This window comes from Streptomyces xylophagus (genome assembly GCF_000716435.1).
Classification (GTDB): Bacteria; Actinomycetota; Actinomycetes; order Streptomycetales; family Streptomycetaceae; genus Streptomyces; species Streptomyces xylophagus.
This window is the reverse complement of record NZ_JNWO01000006.1, coordinates 289,095-309,637: the sequence shown is the minus strand read 5'-3', so window position 1 is coordinate 309,637 and position 20,543 is coordinate 289,095. Positions and strand designations below refer to the sequence as shown.

Sequence of the window (20,543 nt, the reverse complement as noted above, 5' to 3'; positions counted from 1 at the left end):
CCCTGATGCAGGCGTTGCGCCGAGCCCGGCCGACGACCGCGGACGGGTGCCTCTCGGGCAGATGCGCCGGTGCGGCCGCCACCCCCGGCGGGGTGACGGCCGCACCGGCGCGTCGAGTTCAGCGGAAGTCCTCCTCGCGGTACTCGGCGGCCGAGCCCGCGGCCGTCGCCTCGCGCAGTTCGATCCGGCGGATCTTGCCGGAGATCGTCTTGGGCAGGTCCGCGAACTCCAGGCGGCGGATGCGCTTGTACGGGGCGAGGACCTGGCGCGAGTGCTCGAACAGCACCTTCGCCGTGTCGGGTCCCGGCTCCCAGCCCTCCGCGAGTACGACGTACGCCTTCGGTACGGCGAGGCGCAACTCGTCCGGCGCGGGTACGACGCCCGCCTCGGCCACCGCCTCGTGCTCCAGCAGCGCGCTTTCCAGCTCGAACGGGGAGATCTTGTAGTCGGAGGCCTTGAAGACGTCGTCGGACCGGCCGACGTAGGTGATGTAGCCGTCCTCGTCTCGCGCGCCGATGTCACCGGTGCGGTAGTAGCCGCCGGCCATCGCCTCCGCCGTACGGTCCGGATCTCCGTGGTAACCCGTCATCAGACCCACCGGACTAGCCGACAGGTCGAGCGCGATCTCCCCCTCGGCCACGCCCGGCGCACCCGATACCGGGTCGAGCAACTCCACCCGATACCCCGGACTCGGCCGCCCCATCGAACCCGTCTTCAACGGCTGACCGGGACTGTTGGAGACCTGCACCGCGGTCTCCGTCTGTCCGAAACCGTCCCGGATCGTGACACCCCAAGCCCGCCGGACCCGCTCGATCACCTCGGGGTTCAAGGGCTCCCCCGCAGCCACCACCTCGCGCGGCGGGGTCCGCAGCCGGCTCAACTCGGCCTGGATCAGCATCCGCCACACCGTCGGCGGAGCACAGAACGTCGTCACACCCGCCCGGTCCATGGCAGACATCAGCCGACCCGCGTCGAAGCGCGTGTAGTTGTGGATGAAGACCGTCGCCTCGGCGTTCCAGGGGACGAAGAGGTTGGACCACGCGTGCTTGGCCCAGCCCGGCGACGAGATGTTCAGATGCACATCGCCGGGGCGCAGACCGATCCAGTACATCGTCGCCAAGTGCCCGATCGGGTACGACACATGGGTGTGCTCGACCAGCTTCGGGCGCGAGGTCGTCCCGGACGTGAAGTAGAGCATCAGCGGATCGTCGGCCGCCGTCGGACCGTCCGGTGTGAACTCGGCCGAGGCCAAGGCCGAGGCGGAAGCGGAAGCGGCGTACGCGTACGCGTCCTCGTACGTCCGCCAGCCCGGCCGCTCACCGCCGCCGCCGACCGCGATGCGCGTGCAGTCCCCCGGCACCGCGTCGAACTTGCCGGTGTCCTCGGCACGCACGACCACGTGCCGCACGTGTCCGCGTTCCACCCGGTCCCGCAGATCGGCGGGCCCGAGCAGCACGGTCGCCGGGACGACCACGGCGCGCAGCTTCATCGCGGCGAGGGCCGTCTCCCACAGCTCGACCTGGTTGCCGAGCATCACCAGGATGCGGTCCCCGGCACGGACACCCTGCGTACGCAGCCAGTTGGCGACCCGGTTCGAGCGGGCGGACAGGTCCGCGAAGGACAGCCGGACCTCGGAGCCGTCCTCCTCGACGATGTGCAGCGCGGTGCGGGCGTTGCCCTCCGCGATGACGTCGAACCAGTCGAGCGCCCAGTTGAAGTGCTCGGGCCGGGGCCAGGAGAAACCCTCGTAGGCCGTGGCGTAGTCCTCGCGATGCGCCAGCAGGAAGTCCCGGGCCGCCCGGAACTCCTTCGTGGCGACGGTTTCTGACACCGTGTCACCTCTCGTCTCTCGTACGGCTAGGTCGGCCTGGCTCAGTCGGCCGGGCTCAGTCGGCCGGGCCCTGTACCGGCACCAGCTCGACGACCGGAATGTCACGGCCGGTACGGCCACGGAACTGGGCGAAGTTCGCGTCCTGTTCGGTCTGCAGCCGCCACAGCTCCTCGTGCTCGGCGGCGGGTACCGGCTCGGGCCGGACGGTGAAGCGGCGGCCCGGCAGTTCGACGGTGCCGGTGCCGGCCGCGACGAGGTTGCGGTACCAGGCGGGATGCGTGTCGGCGCCGCCGTTGGCCGCGAAGACGATGTGCCGGCCGGCCCGTTCCAGATGCACCAGCGGGGTCGTACGGGTCACTCCGCTGTGCCGGCCGGTGGTGCTGAGCAGCAGCAGGGGGACGTCGCCGAAGTCGGCCACCCGGCCCTCGTTCGCCCGGAACTCCTCGATCACCTTGCGGTTGAAGGGGTTGCTGTTGACGGACTCGTCCACCGGGCCGGCGGCTTGCGGTGCGGCTGCCTGCGGAGCCGCGCGGTGGTCGTCCCAGTTCCCCTCGGGAAGGTAGAGACGGGTGCTGGTCGTCTCCTCGAACGGCATTCCCGCGGGCATGTTGATGAGTTCCATGTGCAGACCCCACGGAGTGGTGAAATAGACCCAGCGGTCGCCTGCGATGGGACCGTCCTCAATGGTCTCCGGCTCACCGAGAATCGTCACTCCGGGAACGGCCCGGAGATAAGCGGCCGCCTTGTCCACGTCGTCGACGTAGAGGGCGAAGTGGTGTCCGCCCCAGTCGCTGTTGCGGGGGCGGGCGCGGTCCTGGTCGGGCGCCGTGTACTCGAAGAGCTCCAGGTTGGTCACCGGGCCGAGGCGCAGCATCGCGATGTGTGCCGAGGCGCGCGGGTGGACACCGAGCTTGCGGGTCATCCAGTCACCCTCGGAATCCTCCACCGGGCCCAGCCGGTAGGCGAGTTCGGCGCCGATGACCTCGATGAAGAAGGTCACCGCCTGCTCCAGGTCGGGCACCGTGTAGGCGATGTGGTGGACGGCCCGGGCTCCGGGAAGTGTGCTCAAGGTTCGCTCCGTTCGGGCGCGGTCCGCGGTGGCGCGGACACGTCGGGGGCCGGGTCCGGTACCCGGGTCCTGCCTGGACCTTCGGGCCTGAAGTGGGCTGCGGCAAGGGCGAGTTCAGGAAGTCGGCGGACATGCCGAAGTGGGATCTCCGGGTTGGCGTCCGGCGCGCGGATGCTGTTGAGATGGAGTCCGCCGAATGGAGTCCGCCGCGGGGAATTCCACGAATTCCCCTCCACCTCCTTCTGCTTCTCTCCGCCTCTCTTTACTTCTTTCTGCTTTCTTTCCACTGCCTTGTTCCATGTATTGCTCTGCGCGTTTTCCGAGGAAACGGGGGTCATGATGGGTGAGTTGAAAAGACGCCGGTTCGTGGGACTGGGCTCCGGCATCGCGTTCACGGCCGCGACCGGCGGCGGGCTGGCGACGGCACCGGCCGCCCGGGCCGCCGTAGGGACCGGTCGGGCGCATAAGACCGCGCGGGCCGCGGACGCCTCGGCGGGAGTCGCGGTGACTCCGGCCGACGCCCGCTACCCCGACCTGATATCGGGCAACAACCAGCGGTGGACGTCGAGTCCGGACAAGGTCGTGCTGCCCCGCAGCACCGCCGAGGTGGTCGCCGCCGTGCAGGAGGCGGTCACCGCGGGCAAGCGGCTGTCCGTGTGCGGCGGCGGGCACTGCTTCGAGGACTTCGTGTTCAACGCGGACATCCAGATCAACATCAACATGGGGCTGCTGAACGCGGTCACGTTCGACACCTCGATGAACGCCTTCAAGGTCGGCGCCGGCGCCACCCTGCTGGACGTCTACGAGGCCCTGTACGAGGGCTGGGGCGTCACGATCCCGGGCGGTATCTGCCACAGCGTGGGCGTCGGCGGCCATGTCACCGGCGGCGGCTACGGCAACCTCTCGCGCCAGTACGGGCTGACGGTCGACCATCTCCACGCGGTCGAGGTCGTCGTGGTGGACGCGGCCGGCACCGCGCGCGCCGTCGTGGCCGCCCGTGACTCCTCCGACGCGGCGCTGCGCGACCTGTTCTGGGCGCACACCGGCGGAGGCGGCGGCAGCTTCGGCGTGGTCACGGCGTTCTGGTTCCGCACGCCCGGGTCCACCGGCGAGCCGGGCGCGCTGCTGCCGAAGGCGCCCTCCAAGATCTTCCTCACGCTCGCGGGCTGGCCCTGGGAGAAGGTCACCGAGGACGGTTTCGGCCGTCTGGTCGACTACTGGGGCACCTGGTTCGAGGAGCACAACACCCCTGGCACCACGGCCGGTTCGCTCTACTCCTGGCTGATGCTGAACCACCGCGACAGCGGGTCGATGGGCGCGGTGGTCCAGCTCGACGGTTCGCTGCCTGACGCGCCGAGCGTGCTCTCCGACTTCCTGGCCGGCCTCGACCAGGCGCTCGGTCTGCACTCCGCGACCGTCCGGCACGACGGTGTCCTCGACTCGCAGTACACCAGCACCCGGCTGCTGCCCTGGCTGCGCGGTACCAAGTACATCGGCGCGATCTCCCCGACCCAGCTCGACCCCACGACCCGCGGCTGCCACAAGTCCGCGCATCTGCGGGCGCGTACGCCGCAGCGGCAGATCGACGCCATGTACGCGCACCTCACCAGCACGGACGGGCCGAGCACCATGACCGGCATCGTGCTGTCCGCGTCGGGCGGCCGTATCTCGAGCGTGTCGTCCACGGCGACCGCGGTCGCCCAGCGCGACGCGATCATGAAGGCGAACTTCGAGAGCCGTTGGTACGACAAGGCCGACGACGCGAAGAACGTCGGCTGGATCCGCGAGGCCTTCGGCGCGGTCTACGGCGACACCGGCGGAGTACCGGTGCCGGGCGACGTGACCGACGGCTGCTACATCAACTACCCCGACGGCGACCTGTCCGACCCGGCGTTCAACACCTCGTCGGTGCCCTGGCACGACCTGTACTGGAAGCAGAACTACGCGCGTCTGCAGCAGGTCAAGGCCGCGTGGGACCCCGGTGACGTGTTCCGGCACAGGCAGTCGATACGCCTCCCCTGACCCCTTTCCCGCATGACTCTTTTCCCGCACCCGCACCACAACACCCCCAGCACCCCCAACACCCGCACGAGAAACTGGAGTTGTCACACGATGCGTACCACCACCCTGGGCAAGAACGGTCCCGTCGTAGGCCGCGTGGGCCTCGGCACCATGGGCATGTCCTTCGGCTACGACCCCCACGGCTGGGACGACGACGCCTCGGTCAAGGTCGTCCACCGCGCCCTGGACCTCGGCGTCAACCTCATCGACACCGCCGACGTGTACGGCCCGTTCACCAACGAGGAGCTCGTCGGCCGCGCGCTGAAGGGCCGCCGCGACGAGGTCGTGCTGTCCACCAAGGGCGGCCTGGTCGTCGACGAGAACGGCTTGGGCCTCAACGGGCGCCCCGAGTACCTGTCGGGCGCCGTGGACGCGAGCCTGCAGCGGCTCGGCGTGGACCACATCGACCTGTACTTCCTGCACCGGGTGGACCCGACGGTCCCCCTGGAGGAGAGCTGGGGCGCGCTCGCGGAGCAGGTCAAGGCGGGCAAGATCCGCGCGCTCGGTCTGTCGGCGGTGAGCCTGGAGCAGGTGCGTGCGGCGGAGTCGGTGCACGAGGTGGCCGCGGTGGAGTCCGAGGCCTCCCTGTTCACCCGGGACGCCTTCGCGGACGTCCTGCCGTACACCGTGGAGAAGGGCATCGCCTTCCTCCCGTTCTCACCGCTCGGCCGCGGCCTGCTCACCGGCGCCTTCGCCCGCCCCGGCGACCTGCCCAAGGACGACTGGCGCAGCACGCAGCCGCGGTTCACCGAGGAGGCGTTCGCGCACAACAAGGCGATCGTGGACGCGGTGGCGACGGTGGCCGCCCGCCACGAGGCCACCACGGCACAGGTCGCCCTGGCCTGGCTCCTGACCAAGGGCGACTACGTCGTCCCGATCCCCGGCACCAAGACCGAGCGCTACCTCACCCAGAACGCCGGCGGCGCCGACCTCGACCTCACCGCCCAGGACGTAGCCGAACTGGACGCCCTGCCCGAGCCGCTGGGCGCCCCGGAGGCCTGAGCCACGAACGGCCCCGGCGGGACACCTCCGGCCGAACACCGGGCAGTGCCAAGCGGGCAACCTCCGACCGGATACCGGGCAGTGCCAAGCAGGCAACCTCCGACCGGATACCGGACAGTGCCAAGCAGGCAACCTCCGACCGGATACCGGACAGTGCCCGGCGGGCCGGCTCCGATCGGACACCGCCTGGCACAGCCCAGCAGGCCGCTCCGACCGAGCACCGCCTGGCGGGACACCCTCCCGCCACCCCTTGGCGGAACACCCGGCCGAGGTCGCCCGGCGGAACACCCCGCCTGGCCGACGGCCACCGACCAACCACCTGCCCCGCGGGACACCCCCGCCAACCCCTGCCCGACGGGACACCCTCCCGTCGGCTCCCCGCACGGCGGGACACCCCCGCCGGCCTCACCCCGTCGGCGTCGGCGCCGGGCCACCCCCGGCCCGACGCCGGCGGGGCACGCCCCCGAACTGAGGCCCCGCACAAGCCCAGTTGCGGAGCACACCCCGAACAGACCTCCGCCCACGCCCGGTTGTGGAACACACCCCGAACAGAGCACCGTCTGCGCCCAGTTGCGGAGCACACCCCCGAACAGACCTCCACCTACGCCCGGTTGCGGAGCACACCCCGAACAGAGCACCACCTGCTCCCAGTTACGGAACACACCCCCGAACAGCCCCACCCGCACCCGCCCCGAGACACACCTCCGCACAAGCCCCCCGTCACCCGCCCCGGGAACACCCCACCCGACCACCGCGCCCCCCACCAGCCCGGCACCCCGGGCCACCCGCACCGGCCCCCCTCACGACGCCCTACCGACGCCTCATCGACGCCGATCCACGCAGAGGGAGAGATCCTCACATGAGCGAGACCACGGCGGCCCGTTCGTCGCGCCTGACGACCGCCTTCGACATACCCCGCCCGCCGGGGCTGACCTGGTACGTCCAGGCACAGCAGCCGGTCGGGTACGAAGTGTCCCTGACCCGGGGACTGCTCAGCCCGGCCAACCCGGCGCTCGCCAAGGCCGTGGGGGCGGACGGCCGCGGTGGCGTGCGCGCCCTCGTGGTGGTCGACCGGGTCGTGGACGAGCTCTACGGCGGTGCGCTGCGCGCCTACTTCACGGCCTGGCAGACCGACGCGACCTGGCTGGTGATGCCCGGCGACGAGGAGACCAAGGCCCTGGAGCAGGTCGTGGACGTGACCCGGGCCATGACCGAGATGGGCATCCTGCGCCGCACCGAGCGCGTGGTCGTGGTGGGCGGCGGTGTCCTGATGGACGTGGTGGGGATGGCGGCCAGCCTCTACCGCCGCGGTGCCCCCTACGTACGCGTGCCCACCACCCTCGTCGGCCAGGTGGACGCGGGCGTCGGTGTGAAGACCGGCGTCAACCACGGCACCCACAAGAACCGGCTCGGCACCTACTTCGCACCCGAAGTCACCCTGATCGACCCGGAGTTCCTGCGGACCGTACCGGCCCGGCACATCGCCAACGGACTGGCCGAGATCATCAAGATGGCGCTCATCAAGGACAAGGACCTGTTCACGCTCCTGGAGGAGACCGTCACGCAGATCTCCAGCGACTCGCTCGCGGACTGCGGCGCGGACATGAGCGAGGTGGTCTCCCGGGCCATCGCGGGCATGCTCGACGAGCTCGAACCCAACCTGTGGGAAAGCGTGTTGGAGCGGTCGGTGGACTACGGCCACACCTTCAGCCCCTCGCTGGAACTCCGCGCCGACCCGCCGCTGCTGCACGGCGAGGCCGTCGCCGTGGACATGGCGGTGTGCGTGGCCCTCGCGGCGGGCCGCGAGTACCTGGCCGTGCCCGAGGCGCACCGGGCGCTCGCCCTGATCGCCGCCGCCGGACTCCCGCTGACGCACCCGGTGTTCACCCCGGAACTGCTCCAGGTGGGCCTCGCCGACGCGGTCAAGCACCGGGACGGTCTGCAACGGCTGCCGCTGACCGAGGGCATCGGCTCCTGCGTGTTCGTCAACGACGTCACCGCGGCCGAACTCGCCCGCGCGCTGGACTTCGTACACGCCTACACGGACCGGACCAACGGGCCGGAGCAGTGAGCGGCCCGGGCCCGATCGCCGTCCTCGACGTCGGCGGCACCCATGTCCGGCACGCCGTCTGGTCGCCCCGGGAGGGGCTGGGCGAGGTCGTCGACACGCCCTCGCCCAGCCGGCTGCGCCATCCCGGCGCCTCCGTCGAGGAGTTGACGGCACGGCTGCTCGGCACGATCTGCGACGCCGTGCCCGCCGGCCCCTCGGTGGTGGCCGGCATCTCCTTCGGCGCGGCGCTCGACCAGCGCACCGGCACGGTCTACGGCTCGGCGCCGCTGTTCGGCGACGAGACGACACCGCTGGACCTGCCGGGCGCGCTGCGCGCGCGGCGGCCCGACGTGGAGTGGCACGTCGTCAACGACGTCACCGCCGCGCTGCTGCACTTCGTGTCCGCGCCGTGGCGCCGCAAGCATCGCAAGGTGCTGCTGATGACGGTCAGTTCGGGCATCGCCTGCCGCACCGTCGACCTGCGCAGCGGGACGATCGCCACGGACGCCCTCGGGCTCCAGGGCGAGGTGGGTCATCTGCCGGCGGTCGCGGAACTCGCGGGCGAGCCCGTCGAGTTGGCGTGCGACTGCGGCCGCCTGGGCCATGTGGCGTCGTACGCCTCCGGTCCCGGGCTCGGCCGGATGGCGGACGTGCTGCGGGAGCGCGCCGCCGACCGCTGGCGGGCCTCCGGGCTGGGCCGGGGCATGGCCGCGGGCGCTTCCTTCGAGGCGGCGCTGGGCGGCGCGCTCGACGCCGGTGACGCGCTGGCCGCCGAGTTGCTCGACGCGGCGACGGCCCCCGTCGCCGATGTGCTGCGCACCGCCCTGTGCCTCGATCCCGAACTGGACGAACTCGCCCTCACCGGCGGCGTGGTGACCGGCCTGGGTCGGCACTACGAGGCCTCCCTGCACCGGCACTTCCGCCGCGAGGGCCTGTATCTGACGGGTGAGCGCGCACCGGAGTGGCTGACCGACCGCATCACGATCTGCGCCCCCGGCGACGCCAACGGCCTGATCGGCGCGGGGATCGCCGCCCTCGGCACTCCGGACGGGGTCGTGCACGCCGGCCTCGGGACCCCGGCCGGGGTCGTGCACGCCGCCCTCGGGACCCCGGCCGGGGCCGTACTCGCCGGCCCCGGCACTCCGGACGAGGCCGTACTCGCCGCCCTCGGATCCCCTGACGCCGGCCCCGGCACCCCGGACGGGACCGTGCACGTCGGCCTCGGAACCCCGCACCGAACCCCGCACGCCGCCCCCAAAACCCCACCCCCGCGTATCCCCAGGCACCACGCGGTCGTCCGGGACGCGGAAGGGCTGCACCTCTCCGCGCGCCGTACCCCCGAGCCCGGGCCGGGCGAGCTGCTGCTCGCGCCGCTGGTCGCCGGGGTGTGCGGCACCGATCTGCAGATGCTGCGCGGGATCCGCGACGACGGGGCGCCGGTCCTGGGACACGAGGGCGTGGCCAGGATCGTGGCGGCCGGACCCGGCGTCCAGGACCCCGAACTGGTCCCGGGCACCCACGTGGTGGTCAACCCCACGCACCCCACCGACTCCTCGTTCCTGCTGGGGCACAACGTGGACGGGCTGTTGCAGGAGCGCGCCCTGATCCCCGCCTCGGCGGTGCGCGCCGGCCTGGTGCTGCCGCTGCCCGAGGTCCCGCCGGGCGTGCTCGGCGCGCTGGTCGAACCGCTCGCCGTGGTCCGCTATGCCGCGCTCGCGCTGGCCGAGCACCGCCCCCGCACCCTCCTGGTGTTCGGTGACGGCACCGTCGGCCACCTCGCCGTGCGCACCGCCCGGCGCTGGTACTCGCCGGGGGTGCGGACCGTGCACGTCCACCACACGCGCGGCGGCCTGGAGTGGAGCGCACAGGCCTCGTACGCCGCCGACGAACGGGTGCGGTTCGCCGATCTGACCCCCGACACGCTCACGGAGCTGCTCGGCGACGGCCCGCTCGCGGTGCTGGTCGCCACCCCGGCCCCGGCCACCCTGGCCTGTCTGGAGGCGGCGCTCGACGCGGCCGGCGGCAGGGACACGGTGATCGACCTCGTGGGCGGACTGGCCCGGCCCGCCGTCAGTCCCCGGCTGCCCGGCGTGGACCTGGCCGGGATCCGGGCCGCGAACCGCACGGGGCTGCCGCAGCCGCCGTACGTCGCCCAACTGGGCACGGACGACGGGCACAAGGTGCGGGTGCTGGGGCACCGGGGGGTGGCGGGGGAGCATCTCCTGTACGCGGCGGCGGAGTTGTGCCGCGCTCCCGAGCGCTACCGGGACCTGGTGACGCACGTGGTGGATCTGCCCGGCGCGGTGCCGGTGCTGACCCGGCTCGGCGAGAGCACCGACCGGGTCGTCTCCGGGCGCCGGCTGGTCAAGCTGGCGGTACGGATCGGCGAACCGTCATGAGCCTGGAGTGGACGACGGCCGTGCCGCTGACCGCTCTCGCCGACTGGCGGCTGCCCGAGCGCGCCGGGGCGGCCGTGGCGGTGGCCGCTCAACACGGCGTCCAGGGGCTGCAGTTCGACCTCGGCGGCCCCGGGCGCGGCCCCTGGCTGGACGCGCCGGGACATCTGACCCGGCTGGCCCGTACCGCCCGCGCCGCCGGAGTCGTACCCCTCGGTATCGCGGGCAACGTCCTCAACGACATCGGGCTCACCGCCCCCGAGGGCACACGCGACGCCGACCAGGTCCGCGAGATCCTGCTACGGCTCCTCGACGCGGCCGGTGAACTCGGGGCACCGCTCGTCTTCGTACCGAGTTTCCGGCGCAGCGCGATCACCGGCGAGGCCGAACTGCGGCGCACGGCACAGGTGTTGGGCGCCGCCGCCGAACTGGCCGAGGCCCGGGGGCTGTTGCTGGCCAGCGAGAACATCCTCGCGCCGGGGGCGGCACTGCGGCTCGCCGAGGAGGTCGCCTCGCCCGCCTTCCGGCTGCTGCTCGACACCTACAACCCGCGGGAGGCGGGCGTGGACACCGTGGCTCTGGTGGCCGCGACCGCCCCGCATCTGGCCGACCAGATCCACGTCAAGGACGGTCCGGCCGGCGCCGACGGCACGCCCCTGCTCGGGGACGGTGACGGCAGGGTCGGCGTCACCCTCGACGCGGTGGCCGAGCACACGCCGGAGCCGCGGGCCCTCGTCCTGGAGAACGACCATCGCGGCGGTGACACCGAGCACCTCGCCGCGGACCTCGACCGGCTGCGGGCGTTCGCCGGCCGGCTGCACCGCAGGCGGACGGCGACGGCAGTGACGAAGACCGACACGGCAGAAACGGCGGGACCATGGGCATCGTAGTGACCGCACAGGCGCTGCTGTTCGACATGGACGGCACGCTCATCGACTCCACCGAGGCGGTGGAGCGCACCTGGCGGCGGTTCGCCGCGCGGCACGGGCTCGACGCGGCGGAGATCCTGGCCGGCGCGCACGGACAGCGCACCGTGGAGACGGTGGCCGAGCACGCCCCGCCGGGCACGGACGTCGCGGCCGAGACGGCCTGGCTGGTGGCGCAGGACGTCGCCGACACCCGGGGCACCGTCGCCCTGCCGGGCGCCGCCGACCTGCTGGCCGCGCTGCCCCGGGGGCGCTGGGCGCTGGTCACCTCGGCGGGCCGGGAACTCGCCGAGCGGCGCATGGCCGCGGCCGGACTGCCGCTGCCGGAGGTCCTGGTCAGCGCCGACGACGTCCGGCGCGGCAAGCCCGACCCGGAGGGCTACCGCACCGCCGCCACCCTGCTCGGCACCGACCCCAGGGCGACCGTCGTCTTCGAGGACGCCGAGGCCGGTCTGCTCGCCGGCCGTGCCGCGGGCGGCTACACGGTGGTGGTCGGCCCGCACGAGGGCGCCGCCGCCGAGGGCCGGCCGCGGATCACCGACTATCTGGGCGCCCACTGCGCCGACACCGACGACGGGCTGCGCCTGACCCTGCGGGCCTCCGCGACCGCGACGGTCTGACCGACCGACCACCTCTCACCGATCGGAGTTCCTTCACCATGTCCCTTTCGCAGGCGATATCACCTCAACTGTCAGCAGAAACCACCGTGTTCGGTCACGTGGCTCCGGGCTTCGAGAACGTCCGCGAGGAGTTCGCGCGCAACTTCGCCGAGCGGGACGAGCAGGGCGCCGCCCTCGCCGTGACGCTGGACGGCGAGCTGGTCGTGGACCTGTGGGGCGGCCCGGCCGACCCCACGACGGGGCGGGCCTGGGACGGCGACACGCTCCAGCTGATCTTCTCCGGCAGCAAGGGCATCCTCGCCACCGCGCTGCTGGTGCTCGTCGACCGCGGCGCGGTGGAACTCGACAAGCCGGTCGCGCACTACTGGCCGCAGTTCGCGGCCAAGGGGAAGGCCGGCATCACCGTCCGCGAGGTCGTGACCTTCACCGCCCGCATGCCCTGCGTCGCCGCCCCGCTCACCCAGGACGACCTCGGTGACCCGGAGGCCATGGCCCGGCTCCTCGCCGACCAGGAGCCGGAGGCCGACCCGCGCGCCGAGGGCATCCTGTACGGGCCGTGGGCGACCGGCTGGATCATCGCCGAGGTGATCCGCCGCGTCGACGGGCGCCGCCTCGACCGCTTCTTCGCCGAGGAGGTCGCGGGACCGCTCGGTGTCGACGTCTCCTTCGGGGTCTCCCGGGACCAGCTGGGCCGGGTCGCCCGCACCGAGTACGGCACGGGCTTCCGCGACCAGTTCACCGGCTACTTCACCAGCGAGGACCCGCTGACCCGGCGGATCTGGCAGAACCCGGTCCCCTTCCCCGAGGACGAGGACATCTGGAACGGCCCCGGCCGCCGCCACACCCTCGTCCCCGCCGCCAACGCCTACGGCTCCGCCCGCGGTTTCGCCAAGCTCTACGGCATCCTCGCCCAGGACGCGGCCCGCCCGGCCGACGAGCCTCCCGTACTGCTCTCGCGCCGGCTGCTCGACGAGGCCCGCGCTCCCCGGGTCAGCAAGACCGACCAGCTCATCGACGTCCCGATGGTGTACGGGGGCGGCGGCTACCGGCTGCGCACCAACCCGCGCCCGACCGTGGACGGCGACTCCTTCGGCCACGACGGCGCCGGCGGCTCCGCCAACCAGGCCTGGCCGCGCGCGGCGGCCGGGGTGTCGTACGTGATGAACCGGCTCATCGCGCTCGGCCCCGACGACAAGCGGGCCTCCTCCCTGGTCAAGGCCGTCGCCGGGGCGATGGCGGACCTCGGTGTCGGCGGCGGGCGATGAGCGGGGACGGCATCCGGCTGCTCACCCCGGAGGGCGAGCGGGTCACGCACCCGGAGTACGGCCTGGACGCCGGCCCGGAGGAACTGCGGGCGCTGTACCGGGACATGGCCCTCGCCCGCCGCTTCGACGCCGAGGGGGTGACCCTGCAGCGCCAGGGCGAACTCGGCCTGTGGCCCTCGCTGTTGGGGCAGGAGGCGGCGCAGGTCGGTTCGGTGCGGGCGCTGGCCGACGGCGACCATGTCTTCCCCAGTTACCGCGAGCACGCCGTCGCCCTGTGCCGCGGGCTCGACCCGCTGGTGCTGCTGCGGCTGTTCCGCGGGGTCGACCACGGCGCCTGGGATCCCGACGCGCACGGTTTCCATCTCTACACGCTGGTCATCGGCTCGCAGACGCTGCACGCCACCGGCTACGCGTGCGGGGTGGCCAAGGACGGCTCCGACGCCGCGGTGCTCGCGTACTTCGGCGACGGCGCCACCAGCCAGGGCGATGTGGCCGAGGCGTTCAACTTCGCCGCCGTGTACGACGCGCCCGTCGTGTTCTTCTGCCAGAACAACCAGTGGGCGATCTCCGAGCCCAACGCCCGGCAGACCCGCGTCCCCCTCCACCAGCGCGCCCAGGGCTACGGCTTCCCCGGGGTGCGCGTCGACGGCAACGACGTGCTGGCCGTCCTGGCGGTGACCCGGGCCGCGCTGGAGCATGTGCGCTCGGGGCGCGGGCCGTTCCTCGTCGAGGCGTTCACCTACCGGATGGGCGCCCACACCACCTCGGACGATCCGACGCGCTACCGCGACTCCGCCGAGGTGGAGAGTTGGCGCGCCAAGGACCCCCTGCTGCGGCTCGAACGGCTGCTGCGCCGCGAGGAGTTGGCGGACGACGCGTTCTTCGCCGAGGTGACGGCCGAGGGCGAGGCGCTGGCCGTCCGGGTCCGGGAGGGCGTACGGAGCATGCCCTCCCCCGCGCCCGAGGAACTCTTCGACCACGTGTACGCCGAGGCGCACGGCGAAGTCGACCGCGAGCGCGCCGAGTTCGCGGCCTACCAGGCGTCCTTCGCCGAGGAGGGCTGAGCCGTGGCAGCGACCCCCATGACCCTGCTGACCGCCCTCAACACCGCCCTGCGCGATGTGCTCGCCGACGATCCGAAGACGCTGGTCATGGGCGAGGACGTGGGCCGGCTCGGCGGGGTGTTCCGGGTGACCGAGGGCCTGCAGAAGGACTTCGGCGAGGACCGGGTGATGGACACCCCGCTCGCCGAGTCGGGCATCGTCGGCACCGCCATCGGCCTCGCCCTGCGCGGCTACCGCCCGGTCGTGGAGATCCAGTTCGACGGCTTCGTGTTCCCCGGCTACGACCAGATCGTCACCCAGCTCGCCAAGATGCCGGCCCGCTCACGCGGCCTGATCCGCCTGCCGATCGTCATCCGCATCCCCTACGGCGGCGGCATCGGCGCGGTCGAGCACCACTCGGAGTCCCCGGAGGCGCTGTTCGCGCACGTCGCCGGGTTGCGGGTGATGTCCCCGTCGAACCCGTCGGACGCGTACTGGATGCTCCGGCAGGCCGTCCAAAGCGACGACCCGGTGATCTTCTTCGAGCCCAAGCGCCGCTACTACGACAAGGGCGAGGTGGACACCACCGCCTCCGACCAACCGCCGGCGCACCGGGCGCGGGTGGTACGCCCCGGCACCGACCTGACGCTGGCCGCCTACGGCCCGATGGTGCGCACCTGTCTCGACGCGGCCGCCGTGGCCGCCGAGGAGGGACGGCAGTTGGAGGTCGTCGACCTGCGCTCGATCTCACCGGTCGACTTCGACACCGTGCGGGAGTCGGTGCGCAGGACGGGCCGGCTCGTCGTCGCGCACGAGGCGCCGGTCTTCTTCGGCGCGGGTGCGGAGATCGCCGCGCACGTCACGGAGCACTGCTTCTACCACCTGTCGGCGCCGGTCCTGCGGGTCGGCGCGTATCACAGCCCGTATCCGCCGTCCCGGCTGGAGGACGAGTACCTCCCCGGGATCGACCGTGTGCTCGACGCCGTGGACCGCGCGTTCGCCCACTGAGGAGTTCTGCTCACGATGACGGACAACCCCCAGCGCTACCGGGAGTTCCCGATGCCCGACGTGGGCGAGGGCCTCCAGGACGCCGAGATCATCCGCTGGCTCGTGGCCACCGGCGACCGCGTCACCGACGGCCAGGTCGTCTGCGAGGTGGAAACCGCGAAGGCAGCCGTGGAACTCCCCATCCCCTACGACGGCGTCGTCCACGAACTCCGCTTCCCCGAGGGCACGACGGTCGACGTGGGCACCCCGATCATCACGGTGGACACCGGCACAGGCACCGCTACGGAGGAGCCCCCGCGCCGCACCCCGGTCCTCGTCGGCTACGGCGCGGCACCCGGCCCCACGGCACGGAGGATCCGCCGCCGACCGGGCACTCCGGCAACGGCGACCGCTCCACCCCAACTGCCGCTGGCCAAACCGCCCGTGCGCAAGTTCGCCAGGGACCTCGGTGTGGACCTGGCGGTCGTCGTACCGACCGGACCGCGCGGGGATGTCACCCGCGAGGACGTGCGCGCCGCCGCCCAACACCCGTCCCCCACCGAACAGTTGCCCCTCTCCGACCAGCCCGCCCCCGCCCCCGACGAGACCCGCGTCCCCGTCACCGGTGTGCGCCGGGCCACCGCCCGCGCCATGGTGGCCAGTGCCTTCACCGCGCCGCATGTCACGGAGTTCGTCACCGTCGACGTCACCCGCACGATGAAGCTGGTGCGACGGCTCAAGGGGCATCCGGACATGGCGGGGCTGCGGGTCGGCCCGCTGCTGCTGGCGGCGCGGGCCTTCCTGGTCGCGGTGCGGCGCAATCCGGAGGTGAACGCGTCCTGGGACGAGGAACGCCAGGAGATCGTGCTGAAGCACCGGGTGAACCTGGGCGTCGCCGCCGCGACCCCGCGCGGCCTCCTGGTCCCCGCGATCGAGGACGCCGACCGCCTCACCCTGCCCGAACTCGCCGCCGCCCTGGGCGAGTTGACGACCGCCGCGCGCGAGGGACGGACCCCGCCCGCGGCCCTGCGGGGCAGCACCGTGACGCTCACCAACATCGGCGTCTTCGGTGTCGACACCGGCACCCCGATCCTCAACCCGGGCGAGTCGGCGATCCTCGCCCTCGGCACCATCGGCCCGCGCCCCTGGGTGCACCGCGGAAAGGTCGTCCCGCGCCAAGTCACCACCCTGGCGCTCTCCTTCGACCACCGCCTCGTCGACGGCGACCTGGGTTCCCGCGTCCTCGCGGACACCGCCGCCCTGCTGCACGACCCGCGACTCCTGCTCACCCGCGCCTGACGGCCCCGAAGACCGACGACGAACGACGAGAGAGGACGACGATGGACGACGACGTTCCGCACCCGCCCGCCGCCCGGCTCGGCCTGTGCACCGCGGTGGTCGCGCTCGGCGGGCTGCTGTTCGGCTTCGACACCGGGGTGATCTCCGGGGCCCTGCTGTTCATCAGGACCGACTTCGGCCTCGACTCCTTCGAGGAGGGAGCCGTGATCTCGGCGCTGCTGCTGGGTGCCGCCGTGGGCGCCCTGGGCAGCGCCCGGCCCGCGGACCGGTTCGGCCGCAAGAAGGTGCTGGTCGCGATCGCGCTGACGTTCACCCTGGGGCTGCTCGCCGCGGTGTCCGCGGGTGACTTCCCGGAACTGGTCGCCGCCCGCGCCGTACTCGGTCTCGCGGTGGGCAGCGCCTCGACCGTGGTGCCGCTGTACCTCGCGGAGATCGCCCCGCCGAGGCTGCGCGGGCGCCTGGTGACGGCCAACCAGATCCTGCTCACCGTCGGCATCCTGGTGTCGTACCTGATCAATCTGGGGTTCGCCGGCAGCGCCGACTGGCGGGCCATGTTCGCCGTCGGGCTGGTCCCGTCCGTCGCGATGCTGCTGGGCACGCTGGCGATCCCGGAGAGCCCCGAGTGGCTGCGGGGGCGGGCCGGCAGCGGGAGCGTGCCGCGCGCCAAGGGTGTCCTCGGGTCGCCGGCGGCCCGGTCGGCGCTGGTCATCGGGGTGACACTGGCCGCCGTCCAGCAGTTCGGCGGGATCAACAGCATCATCTACTACGCCCCGAGCATCATGGCCCGGGCCGGGTTGCCCGCGGCCGACTCGATCACGTACTCGGTGGTGATCGGCGCGGTGAACGTCGTGGCGACGGTGGCGGCCGTACCACTGATCGACCGGGCCGGGCGGCGGCCGCTGCTGCTGTTCTCGCTCGGCGGCATGGCCCTCTCGCTGCTCGCTCTGGGCCTGGCCTTCCGCCTGCCGCCGGGCCCGGTCACCAATGTGACGGCGCTGGTCTGCATGGTCGCCTACGTGGCGTCCTTCGCGATCGGGCTCGGTCCGGTCTTCTGGATCCTCGCCGCCGAACTGTTCCCGCCGGGGGCCCGCGCACGCGGCGGCGCGGTGTGCGCGCTGGTCAACTGGGCCGCCAACTTCGTGGTGGGCCAGATGTTCCTGCCGGCCGCCGATCTGGTCGGCGAGGGCTGGGTGTTCTGGTTCTTCGCGGCGGTCTCCGCGGGTGCCGTCGTCTTCGTCCTGCGCCGGGTCCCCGAGACGAAGAACCGCTCCCTGGCGGACGTCCAGCGGGAGTTGGCCCGGCGATCGGGGCGGGCCACCGCGGACCCGGCCCGGACCGGTGCCGCGCCGGTGGTGTCGGGACGGGGCTGACGAAGCCCCGGTACTCCGTGCGGTGGGGGCTCTCGGTGCGCCGAGGGCCCTTTCGCATGCCGTCAGGCACATGCAGTCAGGCACATTCCGTCAGTCGCGCCCGGTCACCCCGTGCAGCACGAGTTCCCAGACGTCGTCCGGCCGCGCGCCCCTGGGCGGGTGCGACCCGGCCCACTCCACGCCGTTGCCCGCGACCAGCCGGGTCAGGAGTACGGCGGCGGTCTCCGGCAGCACGCCCGGGCGCAGTTCGCCCGCCGCGGCCGCGCGCGCGAGCAGCGCCCGCAGTCCCCACCCCCACTCCAGGATCAGCCGCGGTTCGTGCCCGTCGTGCGGTCCGTCCCGGTCCAGCCGCGCCGCCGCCCGTACGACGACGTCGTCCTCCAGGAGCCGGATGAGGGCGAACGTCAGGTCCGCGAGCGCGTCGAGCGGCGCGTCCACACCGCTGGAGACGTCCCGGACCACGGTGTCGAGGGCACTCCGGCCGGCCCGGCGCACGGCGTCGGCCAGGGCCCGCTTGGTCGGGAAGTGGAAGGTGAGCGCGCCCATCGAGGCACCCGCCCCCTTGCTGATCCGGGACAGCGAGGCGCCCTCGTACCCCCGGCTGTCGAACTCCGCCGCCGCGGCGCGGACCAGAGCGTGGCGTGTGTGAGCGGCTCTCTCCTGCATGCCCCGACATTGCCGCTGGTGACGGGGTTACGGGGGCCCGGACTCGCCAAAGTAGTCGAGACTTGGCCCGAAACAAAGCAAACGTTCTTTATGCTTCTACCGTTCGACTGGATCGCACCGCGCCGAGGGGGATGGAGTGTCAGCGATTCGAGAGGCACGACAGGCACCACGACAGGCACTACGGAAACAGCAGGGGCACGAGGGCTTCGCCGCGTTCGGCCGGCAGTTGTTCGAGCATCTGCCGCGCGCCGACCAGCAGCGATGGGGGCAGGTGTATCTGCACGGACTGCTGGCCACGCCCGGCAAGAAGTCCGTGCGCCGGATGGCGGAGGCGGTGACCTCGTCGGCCACGGCGTCGCAGTCGTTGCAGCAGTTCGTGAACGCCAGCCCCTGGGAGTGGGACGCGACCCGGCGGGAGCTCGTCCGCTGGGTGGAGGAGCGGTTGCCCACGCACGCGTGGACCCTCGCCTCGACGGTGCTGCCCAAGCGCGGCGACCACTCGGTCGGGGTGCACCGGCGCTTCGTCCGCGAGCAGGGGCGGACCGTCAACTGCCAGCTGGGGATGGCGGTGTTCCTCTCCGGCGAGGGTGAGCACATGCCCGTCGACTGGCGTCTGCACCTGCCCGAACCCTGGGCGGGCGACGAGGCGGTCCGGCGCCGCGCCCGCATCCCGGAGGAGACCCGGCCGCAGCCGCTGTGGGCCCACGCCCTGGACCTGGTGGAGACCCTGGCCGCGCAGCCCGGCCTGGTCCGTGCGCCGGTGGTGGCGGACCTGACCTCGGTGACGGACGTACGCCCGCTCGTGGAGCGGCTGCACGGGCGCGGCCACAGCTTCGTGCTGGCCGTCGGCGGCCAGTTGCCGCTCGCCGCCGAACCGCGCCCCGGCCGCCCGAACCGGGAGCCCGCGCCCCCGGTATCGGCGCGTCAGCTGCTGTTCCAGGGCGGCACCCGGCATCCCGAGGCGGTAGGGCCCGCCGGACGGTCCCGCCGCCTCCAGGTCATCTCCAGCCTGGCGGAGATACCGGCCCTGCGGCCCGACGGCGTCCGGTTCACCGCCACCGGCCGGGTCTTCGCCGAGTGGGACCCGGCCCGGCAGCGCCTGGGCCAGGCCTGGCTCACCAACCTCCCGGAGCGCAGGACGGCCGATCTGCTCGCCCTGGCCGGCCTGCACCGCGGCACCCTGGCCACGGTGGGCGACCTCGGCGAACACTACGGCCTGCTCGACTTCGAGGGCCGCTCCTTCCCCGGCTGGCACCGCCACATGACCCTGGTCTCGGCGGCATACGCCTACGGCCGCCTCTCCGCGGCCCGGTCAGCCACCGAGCTGACCCACGGGGAGGCCGCCTGACGGAGGGCGCGCCTGGGTCGTGTCCGCAAAGTCCCGTCGTCCGCCCGAAGGGCGGGCCCCGCACCAGACGCCGCGGGGCAGGCGGGACTTTGTGGACACGGCCTAGCGCCTGCGCACCTCGTACAGGAAACAGCCGTACTCGACGGCCCGGACGTGGACCAGTGCCACGGCCGGGTCGTCGAACGCGTCACGGAAGGCCGCGTCGTCGGCCGCCTCGACGAGCCGGCCGCCCAGGATGTGCCCCTCGGCGGAGTAGCGGCGGACCGTGCGGTGGGCGTCCGCGAAGGGATACCCCGAGCCGGCCGCCGGCCCCGCGCACTCCTCAGCGTGGATGAACACCGGCCCCTGCTCGTCGTACGCCCCGGGCCGGGCCCCCGTCTCCGCCGCCCAGCGGCGCAGCGGGGCGTAGGAGACGAGGGCGATGCGCTCGCCCGGCTCGCTGCGGCGCAGGCAGCAACGGAGCGGAGCACCGCCCTCCTCATCGAGCGCGGGAACCATTCGGCGCCCCGCATCGTCAGCAGAGCGCAGCTCCTTCAGGACCGTCGGGTCGACGGGTCGTGCCGTGTACGTCGTCATGACCCCAGACTCGCGCTCGTCCGCCCCGCTCACC

Annotated in this window: 15 protein-coding genes and 1 pseudogene; 12 read left to right on the top strand and 4 right to left on the bottom strand. The window is 72.8% G+C overall.

The window, feature by feature from the left end:
* Positions 1–118: 118 nt before the first annotated feature.
* Together OO70_RS14815 and OO70_RS55985 are read right to left on the bottom strand one after the other, a co-directional pair.
* Positions 119–1,831, bottom strand: coding sequence for an AMP-binding protein (locus OO70_RS14815; protein ID WP_043669760.1), 1,713 nt, complete (start codon positions 1,829–1,831; stop codon positions 119–121).
* A 55-nt stretch (positions 1,832–1,886) separates the two neighbouring features.
* Positions 1,887–2,900 (bottom strand): nitroreductase/quinone reductase family protein, encoded by a 1,014-nt coding sequence (locus OO70_RS55985; RefSeq protein ID WP_158711478.1) that lies wholly within the window; start codon positions 2,898–2,900, stop codon positions 1,887–1,889.
* A 336-nt stretch (positions 2,901–3,236) separates the two neighbouring features.
* Between OO70_RS55985 and OO70_RS14805 the strand changes: the two genes are divergently transcribed.
* The 11 genes and pseudogenes from OO70_RS14805 (at position 3,237) to OO70_RS14750 (ending at position 17,919) form a co-directional block, all read left to right on the top strand.
* Positions 3,237–4,922: an FAD-binding oxidoreductase gene (locus tag OO70_RS14805; RefSeq protein ID WP_106971679.1), complete on the top strand. Its 1,686-nt coding sequence runs from the start codon at positions 3,237–3,239 to the stop codon at positions 4,920–4,922.
* Between the two features lie 90 nt (positions 4,923–5,012).
* Entirely contained in the window at positions 5,013–5,963 is a 951-nt protein-coding gene (locus OO70_RS14800) for an aldo/keto reductase (RefSeq protein WP_043669757.1), read from the top strand.
* Between the two features lie 859 nt (positions 5,964–6,822).
* The gene (locus OO70_RS14795) at positions 6,823–8,034 is read left to right on the top strand and encodes a sedoheptulose 7-phosphate cyclase (RefSeq protein WP_234336845.1); all 1,212 of its coding nucleotides are present in this window, start codon (positions 6,823–6,825) and stop codon (positions 8,032–8,034) included.
* Positions 8,031–10,412: an ROK family protein gene (locus OO70_RS52420; protein ID WP_051741213.1), complete on the top strand. Its 2,382-nt coding sequence runs from the start codon at positions 8,031–8,033 to the stop codon at positions 10,410–10,412. Before OO70_RS14795 ends, OO70_RS52420 begins: the two co-directional genes overlap by 4 nt.
* Positions 10,409–11,299: a sugar phosphate isomerase/epimerase family protein gene (locus OO70_RS14780; RefSeq protein WP_043669754.1), complete on the top strand. Its 891-nt coding sequence runs from the start codon at positions 10,409–10,411 to the stop codon at positions 11,297–11,299. Before OO70_RS52420 ends, OO70_RS14780 begins: the two co-directional genes overlap by 4 nt.
* Entirely contained in the window at positions 11,287–11,955 is a 669-nt protein-coding gene (locus tag OO70_RS14775) for an HAD-IA family hydrolase (protein ID WP_043669750.1), read from the top strand. The genes OO70_RS14780 and OO70_RS14775 overlap by 13 nt, the downstream gene beginning before the upstream one ends.
* 38 nt (positions 11,956–11,993) lie before the next feature.
* Positions 11,994–13,097 (top strand): annotated as a pseudogene (locus tag OO70_RS14770) (serine hydrolase domain-containing protein); the annotation flags it as partial.
* The gene (gene pdhA / locus OO70_RS14765; protein WP_407702775.1) at positions 13,082–14,284 is read left to right on the top strand and encodes a pyruvate dehydrogenase (acetyl-transferring) E1 component subunit alpha; all 1,203 of its coding nucleotides are present in this window, start codon (positions 13,082–13,084) and stop codon (positions 14,282–14,284) included. The pseudogene OO70_RS14770 and the gene pdhA, both read left to right, overlap by 16 nt.
* 18 nt (positions 14,285–14,302) lie before the next feature.
* Positions 14,303–15,271, top strand: coding sequence for an alpha-ketoacid dehydrogenase subunit beta (locus OO70_RS14760; protein WP_106971678.1), 969 nt, complete (start codon positions 14,303–14,305; stop codon positions 15,269–15,271).
* Positions 15,272–15,286: 15 nt separating this feature from the next.
* Positions 15,287–16,549 carry a dihydrolipoamide acetyltransferase family protein gene (locus OO70_RS14755; protein ID WP_043669744.1) on the top strand — a complete coding sequence of 421 codons (1,263 nt, stop codon included), beginning with the start codon at positions 15,287–15,289 and terminating at the stop codon, positions 16,547–16,549.
* Positions 16,550–16,590: 41 nt separating this feature from the next.
* Positions 16,591–17,919 carry an MFS transporter gene (locus OO70_RS14750; RefSeq protein ID WP_063749714.1) on the top strand — a complete coding sequence of 443 codons (1,329 nt, stop codon included), beginning with the start codon at positions 16,591–16,593 and terminating at the stop codon, positions 17,917–17,919.
* Between the two features lie 90 nt (positions 17,920–18,009).
* On the opposite strand, the gene OO70_RS14745 is transcribed toward OO70_RS14750, so the two are convergent.
* A complete protein-coding gene (locus tag OO70_RS14745) occupies positions 18,010–18,585 on the bottom strand; it encodes a TetR/AcrR family transcriptional regulator (protein WP_043669741.1) in 576 nt (191 codons plus the stop codon).
* Between the two features lie 136 nt (positions 18,586–18,721).
* Here OO70_RS14745 and OO70_RS14740 point away from each other — a divergent pair, with 136 nt between their 5' ends.
* Positions 18,722–19,933, top strand: a complete 1,212-nt coding sequence (locus tag OO70_RS14740; protein ID WP_051741212.1) for an IS701 family transposase — start codon at positions 18,722–18,724, stop codon at positions 19,931–19,933.
* 102 nt (positions 19,934–20,035) lie between these two features.
* Here OO70_RS14740 and OO70_RS14735 read toward each other — a convergent pair whose 3' ends face one another.
* On the bottom strand, positions 20,036–20,509 hold the full coding sequence (locus OO70_RS14735) for a DUF1203 domain-containing protein (RefSeq protein WP_043669983.1): 474 nt from the start codon (positions 20,507–20,509) through the stop codon (positions 20,036–20,038).
* Between the last annotated feature and the right edge of the window lie 34 nt (positions 20,510–20,543).

Excerpts from the sequence above, each read along its gene's own strand:
- OO70_RS14795 (WP_234336845.1), top strand. The coding sequence starts at position 6,823 with ATGAGCGAGACCACGGCGGCCCGTTCGTCGCGCCTGACGACCGCCTTC.
- OO70_RS14775 (WP_043669750.1), top strand. The coding sequence starts at position 11,287 with ATGGGCATCGTAGTGACCGCACAGGCGCTGCTGTTCGACATGGACGGC.
- OO70_RS14780 (WP_043669754.1), top strand. The coding sequence starts at position 10,409 with ATGAGCCTGGAGTGGACGACGGCCGTGCCGCTGACCGCTCTCGCCGAC.
- OO70_RS14800 (WP_043669757.1), top strand. The coding sequence starts at position 5,013 with ATGCGTACCACCACCCTGGGCAAGAACGGTCCCGTCGTAGGCCGCGTG.
- OO70_RS14735 (WP_043669983.1), bottom strand. The coding sequence starts at position 20,509 with ATGACGACGTACACGGCACGACCCGTCGACCCGACGGTCCTGAAGGAG.
- OO70_RS14760 (WP_106971678.1), top strand. The coding sequence starts at position 14,303 with ATGACCCTGCTGACCGCCCTCAACACCGCCCTGCGCGATGTGCTCGCC.
- OO70_RS14755 (WP_043669744.1), top strand. The coding sequence starts at position 15,287 with ATGACGGACAACCCCCAGCGCTACCGGGAGTTCCCGATGCCCGACGTG.
- OO70_RS14745 (WP_043669741.1), bottom strand. The coding sequence starts at position 18,585 with ATGCAGGAGAGAGCCGCTCACACACGCCACGCTCTGGTCCGCGCCGCG.
- OO70_RS14805 (WP_106971679.1), top strand. The coding sequence starts at position 3,237 with ATGATGGGTGAGTTGAAAAGACGCCGGTTCGTGGGACTGGGCTCCGGC.
- OO70_RS14750 (WP_063749714.1), top strand. The coding sequence starts at position 16,591 with ATGGACGACGACGTTCCGCACCCGCCCGCCGCCCGGCTCGGCCTGTGC.